The organism is Kribbella sp. NPDC000426 (assembly GCF_040300265.1).
Lineage (GTDB): Bacteria > Actinomycetota > Actinomycetes > Propionibacteriales > Kribbellaceae > Kribbella.
In genome coordinates, this window is the sequence record NZ_JBEPDK010000011.1 from 1 (window position 1) to 22524 (window position 22524).

Annotated in this window: 20 protein-coding genes and 1 riboswitch; of the genes, 9 read left to right on the forward strand and 11 right to left on the reverse strand. The window is 68.8% G+C overall.

What is annotated here, in order from left to right:
- Nucleotides 1-141: 141 nt before the first annotated feature.
- Nucleotides 142-2799, reverse strand: coding sequence for a beta-N-acetylhexosaminidase (locus ABT313_RS40990; protein WP_350865869.1), 2658 nt, complete (start codon nt 2797-2799; stop codon nt 142-144).
- Nucleotides 2800-3128: 329 nt separating this feature from the next.
- On the opposite strand from ABT313_RS40990, the gene ABT313_RS40995 reads away from it, so the two are divergent.
- A complete protein-coding gene (locus tag ABT313_RS40995; protein WP_350865871.1) occupies nt 3129-5897 on the forward strand; it encodes a helix-turn-helix transcriptional regulator in 2769 nt (922 codons plus the stop codon).
- Here the strand turns inward: ABT313_RS40995 and ABT313_RS41000 are convergent.
- The 3 genes from ABT313_RS41000 to ABT313_RS41010 form a co-directional block, all read right to left on the reverse strand.
- On the reverse strand, nt 5894-6664 hold the full coding sequence (locus tag ABT313_RS41000; RefSeq protein WP_350865873.1) for an isocitrate lyase/PEP mutase family protein: 771 nt from the start codon (nt 6662-6664) through the stop codon (nt 5894-5896). The two genes, ABT313_RS40995 and ABT313_RS41000, sit on opposite strands and share 4 nt — an antisense overlap.
- A gap of 135 nt (nt 6665-6799) precedes the next feature.
- Nucleotides 6800-7189, reverse strand: a complete 390-nt coding sequence (locus ABT313_RS41005; RefSeq protein ID WP_350865875.1) for a hypothetical protein — start codon at nt 7187-7189, stop codon at nt 6800-6802.
- Complete coding sequence (locus ABT313_RS41010; protein WP_350865877.1) at nt 7189-9474, reverse strand: CehA/McbA family metallohydrolase; 2286 nt, start codon at nt 9472-9474, stop codon at nt 7189-7191. The genes ABT313_RS41005 and ABT313_RS41010 overlap by 1 nt, the downstream gene beginning before the upstream one ends.
- Nucleotides 9475-9574: 100 nt before the next feature.
- Nucleotides 9575-9696: riboswitch (cobalamin riboswitch) on the forward strand.
- Nucleotides 9697-9735: 39 nt separating this feature from the next.
- On the opposite strand from ABT313_RS41010, the gene ABT313_RS41015 reads away from it, so the two are divergent.
- Genes ABT313_RS41015 through ABT313_RS41025 form a run of 3 tightly spaced genes read left to right on the forward strand, consistent with a single transcriptional unit; the run spans nt 9736 to nt 11516 of the window.
- Nucleotides 9736-9951: a CbtB domain-containing protein gene (locus ABT313_RS41015; RefSeq protein WP_238159688.1), complete on the forward strand. Its 216-nt coding sequence runs from the start codon at nt 9736-9738 to the stop codon at nt 9949-9951.
- 18 nt (nt 9952-9969) lie between these two features.
- On the forward strand, nt 9970-10827 hold the full coding sequence (locus tag ABT313_RS41020) for a CbtA family protein (RefSeq protein ID WP_350865880.1): 858 nt from the start codon (nt 9970-9972) through the stop codon (nt 10825-10827).
- On the forward strand, nt 10824-11516 hold the full coding sequence (locus ABT313_RS41025) for a (2Fe-2S)-binding protein (protein ID WP_350865882.1): 693 nt from the start codon (nt 10824-10826) through the stop codon (nt 11514-11516). Before ABT313_RS41020 ends, ABT313_RS41025 begins: the two co-directional genes overlap by 4 nt.
- Here the strand turns inward: ABT313_RS41025 and ABT313_RS41030 are convergent.
- Nucleotides 11499-12104 carry a TetR/AcrR family transcriptional regulator gene (locus ABT313_RS41030; protein WP_350865884.1) on the reverse strand — a complete coding sequence of 202 codons (606 nt, stop codon included), beginning with the start codon at nt 12102-12104 and terminating at the stop codon, nt 11499-11501. The genes ABT313_RS41025 and ABT313_RS41030 overlap by 18 nt on opposite strands.
- A gap of 77 nt (nt 12105-12181) precedes the next feature.
- Between ABT313_RS41030 and ABT313_RS41035 the strand changes: the two genes are divergently transcribed.
- Genes ABT313_RS41035 through ABT313_RS41050 form a run of 4 tightly spaced genes read left to right on the forward strand, consistent with a single transcriptional unit; the run spans nt 12182 to nt 15414 of the window.
- Entirely contained in the window at nt 12182-13264 is a 1083-nt protein-coding gene (locus ABT313_RS41035) for an ABC transporter permease (RefSeq protein WP_350865886.1), read from the forward strand.
- A 39-nt stretch (nt 13265-13303) separates the two neighbouring features.
- Entirely contained in the window at nt 13304-14035 is a 732-nt protein-coding gene (locus tag ABT313_RS41040) for an alpha/beta fold hydrolase (protein WP_350865888.1), read from the forward strand.
- A 10-nt stretch (nt 14036-14045) separates the two neighbouring features.
- Complete coding sequence (locus ABT313_RS41045; protein ID WP_350865890.1) at nt 14046-14942, forward strand: GTP-binding protein LepA; 897 nt, start codon at nt 14046-14048, stop codon at nt 14940-14942.
- Nucleotides 14943-14988: 46 nt separating this feature from the next.
- The gene (locus ABT313_RS41050; protein ID WP_350865892.1) at nt 14989-15414 is read left to right on the forward strand and encodes a hypothetical protein; all 426 of its coding nucleotides are present in this window, start codon (nt 14989-14991) and stop codon (nt 15412-15414) included.
- Here ABT313_RS41050 and ABT313_RS41055 read toward each other — a convergent pair.
- Nucleotides 15392-16075, reverse strand: coding sequence for a sigma-70 family RNA polymerase sigma factor (locus ABT313_RS41055; RefSeq protein ID WP_350865894.1), 684 nt, complete (start codon nt 16073-16075; stop codon nt 15392-15394). The genes ABT313_RS41050 and ABT313_RS41055 overlap by 23 nt on opposite strands.
- 251 nt (nt 16076-16326) lie before the next feature.
- On the opposite strand from ABT313_RS41055, the gene ABT313_RS41060 reads away from it, so the two are divergent.
- Entirely contained in the window at nt 16327-16938 is a 612-nt protein-coding gene (locus ABT313_RS41060) for an Rv1733c family protein (protein WP_350865896.1), read from the forward strand.
- Between the two features lie 24 nt (nt 16939-16962).
- Here the strand turns inward: ABT313_RS41060 and ABT313_RS41065 are convergent, their stop codons facing one another.
- The 5 genes from ABT313_RS41065 to ABT313_RS41085 are packed head-to-tail and all read right to left on the reverse strand — an operon-like array spanning nt 16963 to nt 22435.
- Nucleotides 16963-18309 carry a phosphomannomutase/phosphoglucomutase gene (locus ABT313_RS41065; protein ID WP_350865898.1) on the reverse strand — a complete coding sequence of 449 codons (1347 nt, stop codon included), beginning with the start codon at nt 18307-18309 and terminating at the stop codon, nt 16963-16965.
- A 1-nt stretch (nt 18310) separates the two neighbouring features.
- On the reverse strand, nt 18311-19366 hold the full coding sequence (locus ABT313_RS41070; protein ID WP_350865899.1) for a glycoside hydrolase family 130 protein: 1056 nt from the start codon (nt 19364-19366) through the stop codon (nt 18311-18313).
- A 5-nt stretch (nt 19367-19371) separates the two neighbouring features.
- Nucleotides 19372-20190, reverse strand: coding sequence for a carbohydrate ABC transporter permease (locus ABT313_RS41075; protein ID WP_350865901.1), 819 nt, complete (start codon nt 20188-20190; stop codon nt 19372-19374).
- Nucleotides 20187-21143 carry a carbohydrate ABC transporter permease gene (locus ABT313_RS41080; RefSeq protein WP_350865903.1) on the reverse strand — a complete coding sequence of 319 codons (957 nt, stop codon included), beginning with the start codon at nt 21141-21143 and terminating at the stop codon, nt 20187-20189. The genes ABT313_RS41075 and ABT313_RS41080 overlap by 4 nt, the downstream gene beginning before the upstream one ends.
- Nucleotides 21140-22435 carry an extracellular solute-binding protein gene (locus ABT313_RS41085; RefSeq protein ID WP_350865904.1) on the reverse strand — a complete coding sequence of 432 codons (1296 nt, stop codon included), beginning with the start codon at nt 22433-22435 and terminating at the stop codon, nt 21140-21142. Before ABT313_RS41085 ends, ABT313_RS41080 begins: the two co-directional genes overlap by 4 nt.
- Between the last annotated feature and the right edge of the window lie 89 nt (nt 22436-22524).

The following is a 22524-nucleotide window of genomic DNA, read 5'->3' on the forward strand; positions in this document are numbered from 1 at the left end:
ACGGCCCTCAATAATCACCCCCCCCCCCCCCCCACCTCGACCCCGCCCCCCCCCACCCCCCCCATCTTTCACAACACCCCCGTGGGGCCCCCGGCCCGCCCCCCCCCCCCACCACTCGGTGATGGCTTTAGGGATGAGGTGTCAGAGTCGGGCGCACTGGCCTGACTTGGGGCCGGAGACCGTGTTGGGTTGGCCGGCGTTGCTTGGGGTGGGGGTGTTGCCGGAGCAGGACAGTGGGCCGCTGATGTGGTTGCCGGAGACGATCGTGGAGCCGGTGTTGTTCTGCAGGGACACCGGGCCTCGGATCGTCGACGGCGCACAGTCGCCGCCTGCGTTGCCGAGCCAGACGCGGGTCCTACCGGTCACGCTCACCGGTCCTGACACCGTCGTACCGCAGAGCAGGACCTCGCCTGCGCCGGAGGCCGTCACCGGACCGCGGAACTCCGACCCGGAGGCGTAGAGCCCGGCGCCTGCGGCAACGGTCACCGGTCCGGAGACCGTTGCGCCGTCGAAGCAGGCGACGCCTGACGTGACATTGAGCGGGCCGTTGTGGGTGCCGCTCAGCATCGTCGTACAGGACGGGATGCCGGTCGCGACGAACGGCACCACCCAGGTCTGGGCCTGGCGGGTGTAGGTGACGGTGCCGTGATAGGTCCCGTCGGCGGGATAGGTGTGCGAGCCGCTGACGGTCATCAGGCTGCGGCCCTGACGTTGGCTCGCCACGTAGTCGCGTCCCGCGACAGGAGCAGTCTCGGCCGCGGACCCGTCGCCCCAGTCGATCGAGGCAGTGACCTCGCCCGGCGGGATCGAACCGGCCGCCAGACGTCCCAGCGACGCGTTGGTGACGGTCCGGTCGACGCCGAAGCGGGTGACCGTGCCCATCGAGTCCGGCGTCCAGTTGACCTGGGCGATCGAGCCGTAGTTGACGTTTGCGAACGCCCACCGCGGTCCGGCGACGCTGAGCCGCTGCACGTACGAGTCGTAGTCCTGGGTCAGCACCTTCGGCGACCACGCCTTCTCCAGGATCCCGGCCAGCCGCGGGAAGACCATGTACTCGTTGGTGGCCAGCCCGCGCATCTGCTCACCCCAGATCGGCGCCTCGATGCCGATGATGTCCTCGGCCTTCGGACCGCCGTACGCCGGTTGCGCCCACACGGACCGGTACTTCTCGTAGACCCATTCCGGATCCCACCCGTACGCCTTGTCGAGTTCGGTACGCGGCGTGCGGCCGGGCGAACCGTCGTACCCGAAGTCGAGGTACGCATTCCACTCCGGGGTCGTGATGACCTCGCGGTGCTGGTTGAACCATTCGGGCTTGATCAGCGGCGGACCGCCGCCGGTGTAGTCCGACCAGTAGTGGTTGATGGACGTCGAGCCCGGTGCGTAACCCTCGAGCGCCGGGTTCCAGCCCATCATCTGCTTGCCGTTGGCGTTGACGATCTTCTCCATCTGGCCGATCCACCACTTGTAGTCCTCGTGGGGCATGCCGATGGCCTCGTCACCGCCGATGTGGATGATCGGTGCGGGGGAGATGGCCGAGAGCTGGGCGATCGCGTCCCGCCAGAAGGTGAGGGCCCGTTCGCTCGCGGGATCGTTCGGGTTGGTGCAGAACCGGTCGGTCTGCGTCTGGCCCTGGCAGCCCATCACCGCGACGCCGCCCAGCGACCGGACCGCGGCCGTGGCGTGGGCCGGGCCTTCCAGCTCCGGGACGATCTCGATGAAGCGGTCGGCGGCGTACTTCACCAGGCCCTTGAAGTCCTCCTGCGTGTAGAAGCCGGCGATGCACGCCGTTCCGTTGCAGCCGGTACCGTCCAGAGCCGGGTAGCCCTTGATCTCCAGCCGCCAGGACTGCGAGTCGCTCAGGTGCAGGTGCAGCCGGTCGCCCTTGAGCGCGGCCAGCTGGTCGATCATGGAGCGGATCTCAGCGACGGTCATGAAGTTGCGGGCCGGGTCGAGCTGCAGGCCTCGATGCGGGTACCGCGGGTAGTCGAGCACGGTGATCGGCTGTACGGTCCACGGACCGGCGCCGGTCGCCGGCGAGTTGATTGCTGCTGGCAACAGTTGTCGGAGGCTGACGAAGCCGTTGAACAGGCCGTGGGCCTGCGGCGCGACGATCTTCACGCCGGCACTCGACACGGTCAGCGAGTAGCCCTCGTCGGTCTTGTCCGACGGGATGCCGGGTACCGAACCGGTGGCCAGCGAGATGTCGGCCGCCGTGGGGGAGCCGGTGACGACGGGCAGTACGAACCCGGTGGCCGGGCGGAGGTACCCGGCGAGCACCTCGGCCGTGGCGCTGAGCGCGCTGCTCGAGACGACGATCCGGGACGTGTCCGTGAGCTGCCACGGCTGGCCGCTACCTGGCGTCTGCTTCACCGGGACGGGAATGATCTGTCCCACCGTGGGCGGCGGCTTCGGACCGGACCAGATCTCGAACTCGTTGATCGTGTAGCCGACCGTGGACGTGGTCGCGAGCGCCTGCATCCGGACACACGTGACCGGGTCCTGGTGATCGATGACCTGGGAGTCCTTGTCGGCGGGGTTCGCCACCTGGGCGACCGTCGTCCACGCCTGGCAGTCGGCGTCCGTGGACACCTGCAGGTCGTACTGCGACGGCTTGGCCGGCGAGGTCCACCGGGTGAACACCTCGTACACCGGCGACGGCGTGGCCAGCTTCACCTGGAACCAGTCCTGCGTCGGGTCGTACCCGCTGCCGACCGACGCGTAGTTCGACGTCCAGCCGTTGTGGACGAAGACGTCGGTCGCGTTGGCGGGCGCGTAGGTCAACGCGGGTGCAGTCATCCGTTGCGACTTGGCCGAGGCGACAGCACCCGGCAGCAGCGAGAGGTTGACGCTTTCAGCGGAAGCGGAAGCGGAAGCGGAAGCGGAAGCGGAGGTCGAGGTGGGGGTGCCGGCCGAAACTTGCGGGACCAGAAGAGCGGCGACCAGACCACCGATGGCGAGAGCGGGGACAGCACGGAACGAAAATCTCACGTCACTCCTAACCGGGGCAGCGGTATCACGCGGACGTGGAGGGCGACCGTACCGGTGATTTTCTCCCGGCCCACCGCGCCGCACAAGAAGCAATCTTCCTTGGCAGCAGGGCGCCTGCCCGGGTAGCGTCCCAGGTCATGTCGACTGGAAAACCGCAGTACGGGTTGCGGGGTCGGCAGGACGAGTGCGGGGTGCTGGACCGGCTCGTCCAGGGGGTGCGGACGGGGCAGAGCCAGGTGCTGGTCGTGCGTGGGGACGCCGGCGCGGGGAAGTCGGCGCTGCTCGGTTACCTCCAGCAGAACGCGACCGGGTGCCGGGTGGCGCGTGCGGTCGGGGTCGAGTACGAGATGGAGCTCGCCTACGCGGGGCTGCATCAGTTGTGCGCGCCGCTGCTGCAGCTACGCGAGCGGCTGCCCGAGCCGCAGCGCCGGGCGCTCGAGACGGCGTTCGGGCTCACTGCGGAGGCCCCGCCGGACCGCTTCGCCGTCGGCCTCGCGGTACTCGGACTGCTTTCCGAGGCCGCCGAGGACGAGCCCCTGCTCTGCGTCATCGATGACGCCCAGTGGCTGGACGAGGCGTCGGCGCTGACGCTCGCGTTCGTTGCCCGCCGGCTGCTGGCGGAGTCGGTGGGGATGGTGTTCGCCGTCCGGCAAACCGGTCAGGTGCGCGAACTCGACGGGCTGCCGGAGCTGGTTCTCGGCGGGCTGAAGGACCGGGACGCTCGCGCCCTCCTCGACGCGGCGTGGCCCGGGCGGCTCGACGATCAGGTCCGCGACCGGGTCATCGCCGAGGCGCGCGGGAACCCGCTCGCGCTGATCGAGCTGCCACGAGGTCTGAGTCCGGCCGAGTTGGCGGGCGGCTTCGAGCTTCCGAGCGCGGCACCGCTCGCGAACCAGCTCGAGCGGAGCTTCTTGCGGCAGGTCGAGTCGCTCCCGGAGGAGACCCGGCTGTTCTTGCTGATGGCGTCGGCCGAGCCGGTGGGTGACGTCGCGCTGCTGTGGCGGGCCGCGGGGTTGCTCGGGCTGAGGATCGGGGCCGGGGTGCCCGCGCAGGAGGCGGGCCTGATCGAGCTCGCTGCCTACGTCCGGTTCCGGCATCCGTTGGTGCGCTCGGCGGTCTACCGGACCGCGTCGGCGAGCGACCGGCTGAGGGTTCATGCGGCCCTGGCCGAGGCGACCGATGCCGACCGCGATGCCGATCGGCGCGCCTGGCATCGCGGCCATGCGGCACCCGGCCTGGACGAGTCTGTCGCCGACGAGCTGGAGCGCTCGGCCGGACGGGCGCGGGCTCGCGGCGGGATCGCCGCTGCCGCCGCGTTCCTGCAGCGAGCCGCCGAGCTCACTCCGGACCCGGGCCGTCGGGGCCTGCGGGCACTTGCCGCGGCTGAGGCCAAGGTCGGCTCGGGTGCACTGGAAGGTGCACAGCGACTGCTGGCGATGGCCGAAGGCACTCCGCTGGACGGCCTCGGGCGCGCCCAGCTAGCTCGTCTCCGCGCGCAGATCGTCTTCGCCGTACGTCGTGGTATCGAGGCGCCGCCGGTGTTGCTCGACGCGGCCGAGAAGCTCGCGCCGTACGACGCCGAGGCGGCCCGCGAGACCTACCTGGACGCGCTCGGAGCGACGATCTACGTCGGCCGCGTCCATCGTGGGGTCGGCCCGCAGGCGGTCGCGTCGGCGGCCCGGAAGGCCCCTCCCGGGCGACGCACCGACCGGCCGGGGCATCTCCTGCTCGACGGTCTGTCGACCTTGTACATGGACGGCTATATCGCCGGAATGAAACCGTTGCAGCGTGCGATGGAAGCGTTCGTGCACGCGGACGGTGACGACGAGAACGACGTACTGCGGTGGTTCTGGATCCCTTGGCTGGTTGCCGGCGAACTGTGGGACGACGCGAAGTGGCACGACCTGGCGACCAAGGCCGTGCGGGTGTGCCGCGAGTCCGGTGCGCTCACCGCGCTGCCCCTGGCGCTGGGGTACCGCGCCTTCGTGCATCTCCACGCCGGTGAGTTCGCAGCGGCATCGACACTGCTCACGGAAGGCGACGGGATCACGGCGGCAACCGGCAGCGCCACCGTGGGCTATCCGACGCTGATGCTCATGGCCTGGAGCGGCGGCGAGCCCGACGCGGTGCTCGCTGCCTTCGCCGACGGGATCGCGGACGTGACCGAGCGGGGCGAAGGACGGGGGATCAGCGGCAAGGGGTATGCGATGGCCGTGCTGAACAACGCCGCGGGCCACTACGACGACGCGTTGGCCCATGCTCGGGTGGCCTGCGAGTACGAGGACCTGGGTATCTACGGGCTCGCCCTGGTCGAGCTGATCGAAGCAGGCAGCCGCAGCGGAGCGTACGACGAAGCAGCGGACGCCCTGCGACGCCTGACCGACCGCACGACCTCGGCCGGCACCGACTGGGCGCTCGGTGTCCAGGCCTGGACCCAGGCGATGCTGAGCGACAGCGAGACCGCCGACTCGCTCTACCAGGAGGCGATCGCGCGGCTGGAGCGGACCCGCGTCGTCGTCTATCTCGCCCGGGCACGGCTCACGTACGGCGAGTGGCTGCGGCGCGAGGCGCGCCGCGTCGATGCTCGCGAGCAGCTGCGGACGGCGTACGGCATCTTCAGCCGGATCGGGGCGGAGGCGTTCGCCGAGCGCGCGCGGCGAGAGCTGTCCGCCACCGGTGAGACCGCACGCAAGCGCGGAGCGGAACCCCGCAACCTGCTCACCCGGCAGGAGTCGCAGATCGCGCGGCTCGCCCGGGACGGACTGTCCAACCCGGAGATCGGCGCCGAGCTGTACATCAGCCGCCATACGGTCGAATGGCACCTGCGGAAGGTGTACGCCAAGCTCGAGATCACCTCCCGCAACCAGCTCGGCCACCTGCCGCTGAGCGCTCTCGAGTCGGCCTAGCGCTGCAGCGTGCCGAGATCGTCGGCGAACCGGGCCATCGCGTCCTCATAGAGGAAAATGGCCCAGCTCACCCGGGCCACGCCCAGCTCTGCCAGCTCCGCCGACGATTGGCGCTCTGGCCAGTGCGTGACATTCACCGGGCCCTGGACGTCCGAGACGAACTGGCCCAACGCGTCGGATTCCCAGGGGCCGATCGGATAGACGCAGTCGACGCCCACGTCCAGGTAGGCCTTCGCCCGGTCGGTCGCCGCCGGCACCAGCTCTCCGTACGCTTCCATCCCGGCGCCGGCCAGGAACGGTGGGACGAACACGTCGATCCGGGCGTTGATGACGAGCGGGTAGTCGATCGCGGCCGCGGACGCACGAATCGCGGCCAGCCACTCCGCGTGAACGGCGGTATCGCGGATGCCGCCGGTGCTGTGGTCGGAGTCCTCGAGGTTGCAGCCGGCCGCGCCTACGGCGTGCAGCGCGGCCACAAGTTCGGCCGGCTCCATCCGGTAGCCGGCCTCGGCGTCCACCGATACGGGTACGTCGACAGCGCGCACGATCCGGCCGGCAGCGGCGAGCATCTCGTCACCCGGCGCGCCCTCGTCGTCCTCGTAACCGAGGGCGGCAGCGACTCCCCAACTCGTGGTCGCGACCACGGGATAGCCGGCTGCGACGACGGCTCGAGCCGTGGCGGCGTCCCACGCGTTCGGCAGGAGCAGGGGATTGCCCGGGCGATGGAGCGAGCGCAGGAGCTCGCATTGCTGCTGGAGTTCAGTCATGACGCCTCGAGAGTGGGCAGGGAGAACGCAGGGACTTCGAGACTAAGCCCGCAGCGGCATAATGTCGCCGGTGACGGATCCACAGCACCGACCGGCAAGTTGGCGTGCTGATCGGCTACAAGACCTACTGACTGCTCATTGACTGCGCAGCAGCAGATGCATCGCGCTGTGGTTGGCGAGACCGCCGAGCGCGCCGAGCGCTCGGAAGTTGAGGGTCACGTCCACCACCGCGGGGGAGTCGAAGCGGACCCGGATCGCTCCCTCCTGGCGTGGCTCGCCGGTGAGGGCGTGCGGCGGCAGGTCGAGCTCGACGCCGGGGACCGGGTCGCTCTCGATGACGAGCTGCCCGGTGACGTAACCGTCGTTGACGATCGTCAGGTCGATCGGATGCCAGTGCCCCGGAGCGACAGGCTCCACCCGCGTTGCGGTCCGGGCGACGTTCACCCGGGCCTCCGGGTTGATCGTGACCGAGATCGGCGCCTTGGTGTCGACGGGGCCGCAGCAGCCGGCGGGTTCGCCGTACATCAGTCCACCTCGGATTCGTCGCGCCGGGTCAGGTAGGCGGCCTGCGCGGCGTCGTACGCCTCGCGTGCCTCGGCCTGCTCGGCCTCGCGGATGAAGCCGGACTTCGCCTTCCAGAGTGCGTCGACCGAGTCGTGCAACCACTGCGCGCTCCGCCGGGACGCGCGGATCGGCCGGCCCGCGAGCTCGACGAAGATCGGCTGGGTGTGCACGCTGCGCAGGATCCGCAGCGCGACCCAGGACGAACGCTCCAGCGGTACCTCGAACTCGACCGCCTGCTCGTTGCCGTCGGCAACCAGCTCCTGCGACGCGACCGGGACGCCGTTGACCAGCACCTCGACCAGCACGTTGCGGGTCCGGCCGATCCGCGCCCGTTCCAGATGCCAGCCGACCGGAGCGCTGTACGCCGGTTGCCCTGCAGCCGGCAGCGCGGGCGGCTCCTCGGGCAGCCACGCCGCGACCGTCGCACTGACCCGGACCGGTCCCGCGGCGTCCGCCGTCTGCTCGCGGCTCGTGTCGCCGTCGATCGCGAAGTCGTAGACGTGACTGCGACCGTCGCCGAAGTACGACGCCCTGTCCTTCAGTCCGCCGAGCCAGGATTCCAGCGCCTGCGGGCCGTGCGGCGGCTCCGGCAGCTGGACGTACGTACGCCCGACGCCCGGGCCGTCGTCGTAGATGCAGGGGTAGTCGGTCTCGCCGAGCATCAGCGTGCGGTAGCCGACGTTCAGCAGGTGGTACCAGATGTTGAGCTCGGAGGCGGGATCGAACTCGGCGCCGCACTGGAAGTCGGCCGCGCCGAGCGGTACGTCGACGATGATCTCGTTCGAGCCGATCGACTGGAAGCCCGGGATCACGTAGTTCGGCAGTTCACTCGTGTCGACCGACAGGCCGAGACCGCAGTGCGCATACCCGACCATCGCGTTCTGCGCGTGACCCCAACGCATCACCGGCAGGTTGTACGACGGCCAGTCCTCGATGATCTTCGTCCCGGGATAGTCCTGGTCGGTCAGCCCGAGCAGGATCACGTGACCGGAGTGGCTGGACGGGAAGCCCGACACCTCGAGGTCGTACCGCAGCAGGCTCTGGCCGTCGTGGTCGGTGTCCTGCGGCTCCCAGTTCATCCCCTGCGCCTGCTGCATCGCCGGCCACTCGAGCTCGGCCCGCGGGCTGATCGACGAGCCGCTGAAGAACTGCTTCTGGTGGTAGTAACACGGTCCCCAGGTGAGCACGCTGCCCATCCACAGGCCTTCGCCGCGGACGTGCCGGATCATCGTCTCCGGGTTCACTCCCTCCGACGGCACGCTGTAGTGCGAGCAGCCGCCGGCGTGGATGTGCGGATCGCCGGAGTAGTACCCGTGACGGGCCGGATCGGCCCAGCGGTCGAGCTCGATCGTGACCGCGTCGTCCTCGGCCGTGAGCTCGACGTCGACGCGGACCTCGCGGTACTCCGGACCGCGTCGGGCGGAGATCTCGTACTGGCCGGCCGGCAGCGTGATGACCTCGCCGGTCGCGCGGTAGACGTGTTCGTGGAAGAACATGTCGGGCGCGAGCCGCATCCCCTTCGACGGGTACGAGCGCCGCTGGGAGTCGCGGACGGTCAGCGCCGCGACGCAACTGCTGCCGTCCGGCTCGCGGATGTCGAACCGGATGTCGCGCGCCGGCAGGCAGTCGAACTCGTACGACGCCTCGTACGGAAGGTTCTGCGATCCCATCCGCCGCCAGGCCTTCGCGAACGGCGGCCGGGTGTAGCTGTGCTCGGCCTCCTCGACTGCCAGGACGAACCCCAGCTTGCCGTTCTGGCTGCCGCCGTCACGGCTGTACAGGCTGATCACCTTGTACTCGACGTCGATACCGGACACGTCCGTCGGACCGGCCAGCTTCACCTCGAGCCAGCTGTTCTTGATCCTCGGCACGATCGTCAGCGTGTCCGGCATGGCGATCCGCGCGGCGTGGCTGTGGTAGTCGGTCGTGCCGAGCACATGGTTCGACTGCGCGGCGAGGTCGCCGACCAGCCGATGCGGGTTCTCGATCCGGACCAGGAAGCTACGCCAGCCGTGCTGGACGAGGCGCGGCTGCGCGGCGGCCGGCGTACTGATCGGGAGTCCTTGCTCGTCGATCGAAACGTCGACGAGGACATAGGGACGGAGCAGGTCTTCGACCGCGGCCGGGGACCGGGAATCGTCGGCCAGCTTGGCCAACTGACTGGCGAGGTCGTCCGGCAGCGGTTCGCCGATATCGCGGAGTTTCTCGACAGCTCGGGTCGCAGAAGCGTGCAACGGCTGGAACACGGGGCCTCCTCGGGGTGCACCGGCCTCCGAGCGTAACGGTCCGACCACGTGTGGCCGGAATCATTTTTCTCCGGATTGACGTGCCCGGGCGGCGTCCGTAGTCTCGCAGCGTAGTGACGGCGCAAGGAAGCCGATGAGACTTCGGCACGGTCGCGCCACTGTGAGCCGGTCGCCCTCGGGCGGACGGTGAGTCAGATACTTCGTCGTCACGACGCTCCATTGGATGAGGGACGCACGATCCCCTAGAAGGAGGCTCTTCTCGTGAGCAATCTGTCTGCTCCCACCTCGGTTTCCACGCCGGTCGTCGTACCGGTCTCGCGGGCTGTGATGTGGCTGGTCGGGACCGCGATCGTCGCGTTCGCGCTCTACTACTTCATCGGTGTCGACCAGGGCGCGTACTCGATCTTCGGCAAGGACATGCACATCCACGAGTTCGTGCACGACGCGCGCCACTTCCTCGGCTTCCCTTGTCACTGACGGCACTGAGTTCCTGACATGGAAAGGAAACTCATCCTGCGCGGCGCCCTCGCCGGCGCAGCGGCCGGGCTGCTCGCGTTCGTCTTCGCGCGGATCTTCGCCGAGCCCCAGATCCAGGCCGCCATCGACTACGAGAGCGGCCGCGACGCCGCCCAGCACGAGCTGGACCACGCGGCCGGGCTGCCGGTCGAGCACGCGGGTCACGAGATCTTCAGCCGGACCCTGCAGGCCAACCTCGGCGTCGGCGCCGGCATCGTGCTGTTCGGTGTCGCGATGGGCGCGCTGTTCGCGGTCGCCTACGCGATCTGCCTCGGCCGGGTCGGCAAGCTGCGCCCGCGCAACCTCGCGATGCTGGTCGCTCTCGGCGGGTTCCTCGGGGTCTACTTCGTGCCGTTCCTCAAGTACCCGGCCAACCCGCCGGCGATCGGGCACGAGGACACGATCCACGACCGCGGCAACCTGTATCTGGCGATGGTGGCCTGCTCGATCGTGCTGCTGATCGGCGCGGTCCTGCTCGGCAAGCGTCTCCAGCCGCGCTTCGGCAACTGGAACGCGACCCTGCTCGCGATCGCGGCGTACGTCGCGATCATCGGCGTACTGATGGCTGTGCTGCCGTCGGTGGGACACCTGGCGGCGAACGTCGAGGAGTACGGACGGCACGCCACCGAGACGCCGCTGCCGCTGACCGACGAGAAGGGCAACATCGTCTTCCCGGGCTTCGACGCGGACAGGCTGTACGCGTTCCGCCTCTACTCGGTCGGCGCCCAGGTCCTGCTGTGGGGTGCGATCGGCCTGATCTTCGGTCCGCTTGCGGAGCGCCTGCTCCAGCCGCGCAAGGCACATACGCAGCAGCCGGAGCCGGTCCGCAACGTATGACCCTCGACCAGGTCGTTGCCCTCGGCCCGTTCTTCGCACACGAGCAACACCCCTCGGGTACGGCGCCGGCCGCACCGTGGCGGAGCATGTCGGAGCTGCTCGACGACCCCGCCGTACTCGAGGACCGGGTGATGACCACCCGCGCCTATCTCGCGGCCGCGGGCGGTCAGGAACCCGAAGCCGTCGAGGTGCGCGTCGCGGCGTCGATCACCCACCTCGGCCTGGTCGCGCGGCTCGTCTCACCCGCCCTCGCGACTGCAGTCCTGGACGCCGGCGTCCCGCCGCTCGCCCTCGAAGCCGTCTACTGGCAACCGGTCCTGGGCGGAGCCTTTCCTTTGTCGTTGGCCCCGCCAAGCAAGTCACGCGACCTCACCACCGAGATCTTCGAAGGCCCCGTCCCTGCGCTGAACCAGGCCACCGAACGGTTCTCTGTCTCGGACCACATCCTCCGGGGCAACGTTGCCTCCGCGATCAATGGCGCACGCGTCGCGCTCACCAATGCAGCACCGCAGTTGGCAGGCCGTGCCGCCGAGACGGCCGCCGGCCTTCTGGCGCACCCGACTCTCCGCGAGGCTCACACCATCACGGACGGCACCTTCCGCCGCCGCAGCTGTTGCCTCATCTACCGCGCCGCGCCCGACCACGCGGGCGCGCTCTGCGGCGACTGTGCTCTAGCCGGCGATCGCTGAAGGCGGCCACAACGCCCTCAGCGCGTCCGGGACGTCGGCGATCGCGTCAGGTCCGAGCAGCGCGAGTTGCTGGATACAGCCCACCAGAACGGCGATCGTCACCGACGCCAGTGACTGCGCCGACGGCCCGGCCGGCAACGTGTTCGTCCGCTGGTAGTGAGCGACGACCTCGGCCAGCTCGGACCGGAGCCCGGTGAGCAACTCCTCGAACTCTGCCCCGATCCGGGGATCGCGCAGCGCCTCGGTCCAGGCCTGTACGCCGATACCGGCGAGCCCGTTCTCCCGATGCTTGGCCTGGATCGTCTCGACCGCCGCGGCGAGCGCGGCGCCGAAGGACCCGTCGGCGCGTTCCACCGTGACGGCGCGCATCATCGCGCCGATCTGCCGGATGTTGTCCTCGACGATCGCGACCACCACCTCGTCCTTGCCGGCGAAGTAGCGGTAGACCGCGCCGGAGGACAGGCCGGCCTCCGCGAACAGGTCGTGCATCGACGTCGCGTGGAACCCGTTCCGCGCGAAGGCGCGGCGGGCGGCGTCGAGGATGTACTCCCGCCTGGCGTCGCGATACCTCTCCGAAGTCCTCGGCATGAGCAGAGTATAGTCGAAAGAGAACGATCATTGTCGTTTAGTGAGAGCATCTAACAGTCCATCCGAAAGGCGCAGCCGTGCCCAAGAATCCGCTCGTTCACCATCCGCCCTGGCGCCAGCTACTGATCCTGTCCGTGATCGCACCGCTGATCGTCGGTCTCGCGGTCCTGGCGTTCACCTGGCCGGCGTCCCGGACCGAGGCCCGCAGCCTCCCGGTCGGCGTGGTGGGCACCGGAGTCGCCGCCCAGAAGGCAGCCGAAGGCCTGACCAGCACCCGGCCAGGCGCTTTCGATCTGCACCTGTATGCCAGCGACGCCGAAGCCCGCTCGGCTATCGAGCACCGCGAGGTGTACGGCGCGTTCGAGGTCAGCAGCCGGCACATCATCTTCCTCACCGCCAGCGCCGCCAGCCCGGCCGTCGCCCAGTTGCTGACATCGGCCGCGGGGGCGATGGCCGGACAGCTGTCGTCGACCGGTCAACCGGCGGCGGTCTCGGTGGTGCAGGACGTGGTTCCGACGTCGACCGACGATCCGCGCGGCTCGACCTTCGCGGCCGCGATGACGCCGCTCGTGCTCGGCGGAGTGATCCTGGCCGTGTTGGTCGCCGTACTCGTCGGCTTCAAGCCCGCGGTCAGGGAGATCGTCGCTCTGGCGGTGGTCTCGTGCCTGGCCGGTGCGTGCGTGCACCTGGTGGCGCAGGACTACATCGGTGCCCTGCCGGGAAACCGGATCGGGACCTGGGCCGCGCTGTCGCTGATGCTGTTCGCGATCAGCAGCTTCGCCGCCGGTATGGCCGCGCTGCTCGGCCCGGGCGGGGTTGCGATCGGCGGCATCCTCATGGTCTTCGTCGGGAACCCGTTCGCCGGAGTGACCTCGGCGCCCGAGCTGATGCCGTCGGTCGTCGGCCAGCTCGGCCAGCTGATGCCGCCGGGCGCCGGCGCGAACCTGCTCCGCAGCGCTGCCTACTTCAACGGACACGGCGCCGCACAGCACGCCGTCGTACTCGGGGTGTGGAGCGTCGTCGGGATCGCCGCGATCCTCGAAGGTCATCGCCGGGTCGCGCATCGTCACAACGCCCGGCACAGCAACGACCTGCTCGCGGACAGCCCGCTGTACGAGGCGCTGAGCGATGTCACAGCCGAGAGCGGTGCCCGGACCTAGAGGCAAATGGGTGAGCTTTCGACCGAACAGGAGAGGGTCATGAGCAGTGACATGAGCAGCACGGACCAGCCGACGATAGTGCTGGTTCACGGTGCATGGGCGGACGCGTCGAACTGGTCGGGCGTCATCGATCGGCTGCTGGGCGACGGCTACCCGGTGCGGGCGATCCCGAACCCGCTGCGTTCGCTGCCGGGTGATGCGGCCTCCGTGCGGGCGTTCCTCGAAACGTTGCCCGGTCCCGTCGTCCTGACCGGTCATTCGTACGGCGGTGCAGTGATCACCAATGCGGCCGCCGGGCTCCCGAACGTCAGGGCGCTCGTCTACGTCAACGCGTTCGCGCTCGACGAGGGCGAGTCGGCGCTCGAGGCCGCTGGACCGGACTCGCACCTGTCGAACCCGGATCCGACTCAGGTGTTCGACTTCGTCCCGGACGGTCCGCCGGGGCCGACCACCGATCTGTACCTGAAGCGGCCGACCGTCTTCGCGTCGTTCGCAACCGGTCTGGACGACGACGAGAAGGCCAAGGTCTACGCGACCCAGCGACCGGGTGCGTTCGGCGGTCTGGCCGACAAGTCCGGTACGCCGGCCTGGAAGACGATCCCGTCCTGGTACCTGATCGGCTCCGGCGACAAGATCATCCCGCCGGACGTCCAGCGGGCGATGGCCGAGCGCGCCGGCGCCCACGTCACGGAGTTCGACGAAGGACACCTCGGCCTGATCAGCGACCCCAAGACGACCACGCGGGTGATCGAACAGGCCGCCCGCAGCTAGCGAGGACTCCGTGACCGACCTGACTGTCAAGCCGCCCCGGAGCCCGCTCCGCAGACACGCGACGCGAAGCGGGCTCCGCCAGTTCGTCGAGGCGTTCGCGGACGAGCATCCGCCGTTACTGCTGGATTCGGCCGATCTGACGATCAAGGATCCCGACGGCGTACGACGTCGGTACGGCGCCGTGTTCAACTACCTGACCCGCGTCGAGTTCGAGGTCGAACGCAACGTGCTCGAGCTGCGGGCCTTGATGCCTGACGCAACGGAAACGGACAGGTTCTTCTACGAGGACGTGTGGTCGCCGCAGGAGCTGCAGCACGGCGTACTGCTCGACGCGGTCCAGCACCGGATCGGGATGACGGCGGCGCCGAGCGAGCTGTCGCGGGTCAGCGTCCCGATCAAGCTGGCCGGACTGCTGTCACATCTGCCCGGCATGCTCGATGTCATCCGCCTGCTCTACTACCTGACGGGCGCGGCCACCGAGCGGTCCGCCGTGATCGCGTACTCGCGGCTGGTGGACGGTTTGCGCACGATGGGGGAGCACGCGATCGCGTCGACGGTCGTGGCTCCGATCAGGCGGCAGGAGCCGGGCCACTTCGCGTTCTACCGCATGTCGGCCGAGTCGCTGGTGCGGGACGAAGGCCTTCGGGACTGGCAGCTCCACCTGGCGCGGGTCCTGCGCCGACGATCGTTCGGGCTGGTCGGCGTCAACAACCGCCGCCAGCGTGCGGACTTCGGTGACGTCGCGCGTGCACTCGACTTCGACCGGAACCTCGAGGACGTCGTACGGCAGGTGAGCCTGGTCGAACGCGAGCTGCTGTGGGCGCAGCACCAGGGCATGAAGGTCCCCGGCTACATCCTCGCCGCCCTGCAGGAAGCAATCGAACTGAGCAAAGAGCGCCGCCGCTAGACCGGGCTCGTTGCGCCCTGCGGGAGAGCGGTGCGGATGTCGCGGCGTGACGCGATACCCGGACGTCCGCGCCGACGGCATTCAGTCCGAGCCGGGCGCGTTCAGCGAACGCCTCGGCGCCCATCCGGTCGAACATCTCGTGGGCGACGGCCAGCTGGATCCGGGCGTCGGCCGGACGGTTGCGGCCGGCCAGCCATTCGCCGTACAGGAGCCGGGTGCGAGCACGCATCACGCGGACCTCGGTCTGGTCGAGGCGATCGATCGCCTCCTGGTACGACGGCTCGGCGGCGACCCCGTCCGTGACCACGGCACGCATACACGCCGGCGTGCCCAGGGCCCACGCCGTACCGCTGGGCCGGCTCAACTCGATGAGTCGCTGGATCGCGTCGGTCGCGCTCGCCCGGCGACCGGTGCGTACGGCGGCCGCGACTGGTCAGGAGGTGCAACGGTCACGCGGCCAGGTCGGCGGTGAGGAGTTCTTCGAAACCGGTTAGGTCTCCGGCGCGTGCGGCGTCGAGGAATGCGTGTACGAAGTGCTGGTGTGACGCGGTGCTGACGATTGCCTGGTTGTCGGTCGCGATCCGTCGTCGGGCGCGGCAGACCAGCTGGCGGCTGTTCGCCGTACCGAGGTGGAGGAACTCGGCGAGCTGGACGTACGAGTAGTCGAAAGCCTCGCGGAGTACGAAGGCCGCACGTTCCCTGGGGGACAGGCTCTGCAGAACCATCAGTACTGCGTGCTCGACCGCGTCGCTCTGTTCGGCCGCGGCCGCCGGGTCCTCGCCGTCGTCGATGCGCTCGGCGGCCGCGGACGTCATCGCGGTCTCGTGGCGTCGCCGCGCGGACTGGCTGACGTTGATCGCGAGCCGGGTGGTCATGGTCGCCAGCAGCGCGCGCGGATTCTCGACCACTGTCCGGTCCGTCCGCTGCCAGCGCAGCCACGTCTCCTGCACCACGTCCTCGGCGTCGGCCGCGCTGGAGAGGAAGCGGTACGCGATCGCCAGCAGTCGCGGACGGACTTCCAGGAAGGTCGCGACCGCGTCGTCCAGGTCGCCGCCGACCTGACCGGTGCATGCGGTCTGGACCGCTGACTTCGCCCCGTCGTACCGCACCTGCCGTGACACTGTGGCGTTCACGTTTCCGGCTCCTCTCGGGCTCGTCGTGCCCTTGAGTTCACGATCCGGTCCGAGGCCCCGCGCTCGCGCCGTTGAAGGGCGTGGGCAGATACGTGGTCGGCGCCACTACGGACGCGTGGGGGCCACTACGTGGTTGCCCTCTGCAACGTGTGGTGCCGCCTGGAAGTCCGGACGGCGGGCCAGTTCGTGACACGACGTCACAGCGGGCGTGCCTGTGTTGTCTTACTTGGTGAAGCAGATAGGGGAGCCCGATGAGTTCCACGCCGCAACACCGTGCCGAGCTGTTCGTGATGATGCAGCTGCGGCGACTCAGCTTCGGGCACAACCCGCTGCGCCGCCGGGTCGACCGGATCGAGGCGGCGTTCCTGCTGGTCGCGATCGCCGTCGGCCTGCTGATGATCCCCGCGGCGGCAGCCCTCGGTACGGCGCTGCACGATCACGCGGAGCAGTCGGCGGCCGTGGAACGCGCGAGCGTCCACCAGGTCCGCGCGCGAACTCTCGAGGGCACGGCCAACGCCGTCCCGTCGACCCTGGGCCTCAGCACCACCCCGGTTCGCGTCCGCTGGCAGGACCCGTCAGGCGCCTCGCACGAGGGGAAGGCCGACGTCCTCCTCGGTACTCCGGTCAACGCCGAAGTGACGATCTGGATCGACCGGGCCGGCGCGATGACGGGCCCGCCGCCCACCTCCGGCGACAGCAACGCGCTCGGGACCGCGTTCGCCCTGACCCTCCCGCTCCTCGCCTGGCCCGCGATCTTCCTCGCCTTCCGCCTCGCCCGCCGCTCACTCGACCGCTACCGCGCCGACCAATGGGCCCGCGAATGGCGAAAAGTCTCCCCCCGCTGGACCGGCCACCAGTCCTGACCACCGCCTGTCACAGTCAGCGATCTACGGGGTCAGATGGCTCAACAGCTCGTCACGGAGTTGGGTCATCGCCGGCCGGTCGGGGGCTTCCACGTTGAGGCGGAGTAGTGGTTCGGTGTTGGAGGGACGCAGGTTGAACCACGCTCCGCCCGGCAGCGTCATCGTCAGCCCGTCGAGGTGATCGGCTGTCGCGCCGCGGGCGGCGTACACCGTCTCGACCCGGGCCAACGTGCCGGGGATGTCGGCGACGGTGAGGTTGGTTTCGCCGCTGTCGACGTACCGCGAGAACCCGCTCATCAGCCTCGAGAGTGGCTCGGTCGTCTGCCCCTGGGCCTGGAGCACGTGCAGAGCGGCGAGCATGCCGCTGTCGGCGTTCCAGAAGTCGCGGAAGTAGTAGTGACCGGAGTGCTCCCCGCCGAAGGCGGCGTTGTTGTCCGCCATCACCTGCTTGATGAACGAGTGCCCGACGCGGGTGCGGATCGGCCGGCCGCCGTGTTCGGTGATCTCCTCGGGCACGGCGCGGCTGGTGATCGCGTTGTAGATGATCGCCGCGCCGGGGTGGCGGGCGAGTTCGCGGGTCGCGATCAGGCCGACGACGTCGCTGGGCGCGATCCGCTCGCCGTTCTCGGCGATGAAGAAGCAGCGATCCGCGTCGCCGTCGAACGCCAGGCCGACGTCCGCGTGGTGCTCGATCACCGCAGCCTGCAGGTCGACGAGGTTGGTGGGGTCCATCGGGTTGGCCTCGTGGTTCGGGAACGTGCCGTCGAGCTCGAAGTACAGCGGGACGAGTTCGAAGGCGGGATGACGCAGTACGACGGGCGCGGTCCGGCCGGCCATGCCGTTACCGGCGTCGACCACGATCTTCAACGGACGGCTGCCGCCGAGGTCGACCAGCCGGCGCAGATGATCGGCGTACGCCGGAAGCAGGTCCTCCGGTCGCACCTCACCCTTGGGCCCGGCGGCCGGTGGCAGGCCGGTCTCGAGTGCCTTCCTGATCTCGCCCAGACCGGTGTCCTGGCCGACCGGGGCCGCGCCCGGTCGGCACAGCTTGATCCCGTTGTACGACGGTGGGTTGTGGCTCGCGGTGATCATCGCTCCGGGGACGCCGTGGATGCCGGACGCGAAGTACAGCAGGTCGGTCGAGACATAGCCGATCGCGAGTACGTCGACGCCCCGGCTCGCCGCCCCGGCCGCCAGGGCGTCGGCCAGTGCGGGCGACGAGACGCGCATGTCGTGTCCGACGGCCATCCGCTCCGGAGCGAGCAGGTCGGCGAAGGCGGCGCCGACGTCGTACGCGAGCGACTCGTCGAGCTGACCGGGGACGATGCCGCGGATGTCGTACGCCTTGATCAGCGTGTCCAGGTCTCGCATGTCAGCTCTTCTCCAGACGGGCGACGCCGATCTTGTCGTCGGCCATGCCGTAGAAGACGTAGTGGACCCCGTCGACCTTCTCGATCGCGGTCGGGAAGACGACGTTGTCGACGAGCCCGAACCGTTCGTCCGGCGTCTCCGGGGTGAGGATGGGCTCGGTTGTCCGGTCGAGGACCTTCGTCACGTCGTCGGCATCGAGCAGCATGGCGCCCGCGGAGTAGGTGACCTTCTGCGTGGTGGGGTCGAATCCGTGCGGCTGCGAGCCGGTGACGCCGTGGTGGATCAGCAGCCAGCCTTCCGGCACGAGCAGCGGCGGGGGACCGGCGCCGATCTTGAGCTGCTCGAACGGGTGCTCCGGGAGCGCCACGAGTCGGTGGTACCTGAGGTGCGTGAGGTTGCGGATGTCGTTCTCGACCTCACGGACCGGCGTGAACGAGACCCAGATCCCGGGCCGGGCGTCGGTGACACCAGCAGGCAGGTGAACGCCTTCGCCTTCGCGCAGCCACCCGAGGTCCCACATCGGCCGGTGCAGCATCGCGTACGACGGTTCGCCGTCCGGGCCGGTCACCGGCCTGGGGAAGAACACCGTGTCCTTGTTCGGGAACAGGTTCAGGTCCGTCTCCAGGTCGGGCTGGTACTCGAAGTGCAGCGGGCCGAGGCGGCGCCAGTGACGGAGGTCGGACGAGACCGCGAGCGCGGGCTTCGGGCCGAGCGGGCCGAACGCGACGTACGTCATCAGGTACTGGCGGAGCGAAGGGACGGCCGTGATGCGGGGATCTTCGACGCCGGCGTTGTTCTTGCCGCGCTCCCAGCCTTCGTCCGGGGCGAGCACGACGCCCTCGCGCTGGACCTCGGCCGGTACGCCGTCCTTGACGACCACGTGCGCCAGCCCGATGCGGGATACGTTGCCGGCAGCAACCAGCCGGGGGAGCAGGTACAGCTCGCCGTCCGGGGTGTGCGCACTCGCCGGGTTGAGTACGCCCTCGACCTCGAGCTCGTTGCCCGGCTCGGGTGACATCAGGATACCGGCGCGGCGCAGGGTGTAGTTGATGCTCATGGCAATCATCCTTTGATTCCCGATTGGATGCCCTGGGAGATGAACTGACGCTGGAAGATGATGAACAGCGTGACGGCCGGCGCGGCGAGCACGCAGGCGCCCGCGAGGACGGCGCCGAACGGGTTGGCGGCTCGTGCGGAGACGGTGGTCAGGTAGTTGGACAGTGAGACTGCGAGTGGTTGCAGGTCTTGCTGTTTGGTGATGAGGAACGGCCAGAGGAATTCGTTCCACGGCCCGATGAAGGTGAGCAGTACGCCGGTCAGCAGGGCGGGTCGTACGAGTGGAACGGCGATGCGCCAGAGGATGCTCAGCTCGGAGGCGCCGTCGATCCGGGCGGCGTCGAACAGCTCGGCCGGCAGTTGCAGGAAGTACTGGCGGAACACGAAGACGGCGGTGGAGTTGATCAGGAACGGCAGGATCATGCCGAGGTAGGAGTCGGCGAGCCCGTAGCTGCGGACGATCAACACATACAAGGGAATCGTCAGGAGCTGGAACGGTACGACCTGGATGAGCAGCATCAGGTTGAACACCAGCCCGCGGCCGCGGAACTGCAACCGCGCCAACGCGTAGCCCGCGAGGACACCGAAGACGAGCGTGCCCAGGAGTACGCCGCCGGTGAAGATGCCGGAGTTGAGCAGTGAGCGGCCGAGATCGATCGCCTTGTTGATCTCGCCGTAGTTGCGGCCGGTCAGGTTGCCGGGGTTGGGGAACGCGCCGCTGACCGATGGGTCCGGCTCGGCCTGCAGTGAGCCGATCAGCATGTAGTAGAAGGGGAAGAGGAATACGAAGGCGCCGGCGAGCAGCCCGATGAACTTGAGTCTCATTCGTCATCCCTTCCGACGAGTCGTCGTTCGATCAGGGCGAGCAGCAACACGCCGATCACCAGCAGCACCCCGATCGCGGATCCGATGTCCGGGTTGCCTTGTTCGATGCCGCGCTGGTACATGATCAGGACGGGTGAGGCGGATGCTCCGTCCGGTCCGCCGCCTCCGGTCAGCAGGTAGGGCTCGGTGAACAGGTTGGCGCCGGTCACGGTCGCGACGAGCACGACAAGAGTGGTCGCGGGTCGTACGCCGGGGACCGTGACGTTGAGGAAGCGTTGCCACTTGTTGGCACCGTCCATCTCAGCTGCTTCGTAGAGGTCCTTCGACACGTTCTGCAGCGCGGCGAGGTAGAGCAGGATGAAGAAGCCGAGCTGTTTCCAGGTGACGTAGATGGCGACGGTCGGCATCGCGAGCTTCGAGTTCACCAACCACGACGGATCAGGCGCGAGCGGCCCGAGGATCGAGTTGACGAGTCCGTTGGAGTTGAAGAGGAAGAGCCAGACTCCGACGACGGCGACGCTCGCGGTGACGTACGGGACGTAGTACGAGACCCGGAAGAAGGTGCGCCAGCGGATCGCCGCGTTGAGCGCGTTGGCCAGCCCGAGCGACAGGACGACGGTGAGCGGGACGTTGATGACCAGGAAGATCACCACGTTACCGAAGGCCCGCTGTACTGCGGGGTCGGTCAAGACGGCGACGTAGTTGTCGAACCCGACGAAGGGACGGTCGACCACGGCGCCCGGCGCGGCGAAGAAGTAGTCGTGGAAGGAGATGTAGACCGCGAAGCCGAGCGGATAGGCGAAGACCGCGAGCAGGAACACGACGTACGGGACCGCGAGGGCGGCGCCGATCGGTTGTTTGCCGAGGATCCGATCGGCCAGGAGCCTGCCCTTGTCGGACTGTTGCCGTTGCGTGGGAGCTCGGGACGTCGGCGGCCGGCTGGTGACGGTCATGGCTGGGAGGCCAGTTGGTTGACCTTCGACGCTACGCCGTCGAGGGCTTCGCCGACGTCTTGCTGGCCGAAGATGACCGATTTGGAGTAGGCGTCGCGGAAGGTTTGCCAGATGGTGATGGAGTTGGGGACGTTGGGGACCTCGACGGTGCGGGAGGCCTGGTCGGCGAAGATTTTGTAGTCAGGATTGGTGGTGAAGTAGTCGGCGTAGGTGGTGGCGACGTCTTTGCGGAGTGGCATCTGGCCGGTGGCGGCGAGGAATTTGGCGTCCTGGTCCTTGCTGGTGGCGAACTTGAGGACGTCCCAGGCGGTGCCGCGGTTCTTGCAGGCGGAGTACATGGCGACGTTCTTGGCGTCGCTGAAGGTGTGGATGTCGGTGGCGGGTTTGCCGTCGGCGGTGGGGACGGGGACGACGCCCCAGTCGACCTTGCCTTTGTAGGTGGCGATGGCCCAGGGGCCGACCACGGCCATTGCGGCGGTGCCGTCGACGAAGGCGTCGCCGGTGTATTTCTCCGGGGAGGCGAGTTTGTCTTGGTACATGGTGCGCCAGAACTGTGCGACCTTCTTGCCGTCGTCGGAGGCGAAGGTGGCCTTGCCGTCCTCGATCAGTTGCTTGCCGCCGGTCTGGGCGGCGTACAGCGGGTAGTAGTCGAACCAGGACTGGTAGAACTCGTTGCTCGGGGCGGGGTAGATCGCGACCTTGGCGGCCTTGGAGGCGACGATCTTGCGGGAGGTGGCCAGGAAGTCGTCGTAGGTGCTCAGGGCCGGGGTGGTGATGCCGGCCTTGGCGAAGGTTTTCTTGTTGTAGAAGATCATCACCGGGTTCGACTTCCAGGGCAGCTGGTAGTACTTGCCGTCGGTCGACTTGTACTGCTGGGCGACGTCGCCGGAGCGGTCCTCGATGTAGGACTTGCCGTCACCGAAGGAGTCCAGCGCGACCAGGCCGCCTTGTTTCTGGAACTGTGACACCGACGCCGGGGAGGTGTTGAAGATCAGGCACGGCGCGTTGCCGGCGGTGATCGCGGCGCCGATGACCTCTTCGGAGCTCTTGCCGGTCGGGATCTCCTGCGCGGTGATCTTCTGGTCGGCATGCTCGGCGTTCCAGGCCGCGACCATCTGCTTGCCCCAGGCCACTTCCTCGGCATTGTTCGAATACCAGATCGTGATCGGCCCACGCGCCTTGGCCGCGGCGTCGGCATCACCACCACCGCCACCACTGCCGCCACAGCCCGTCACCGCCGACAGCGCCGACAAGGCGAGGGCAACTCCCGCGGCGACTACTGTTCGCTTCATCGTTCCTCCAGCGCAGGTCCGGTCGTACCTGAAGGTCCGGGTAGCGCGGCTCGCTGTGACAGGTCGACGTCACAAACCGGCGGTTCACG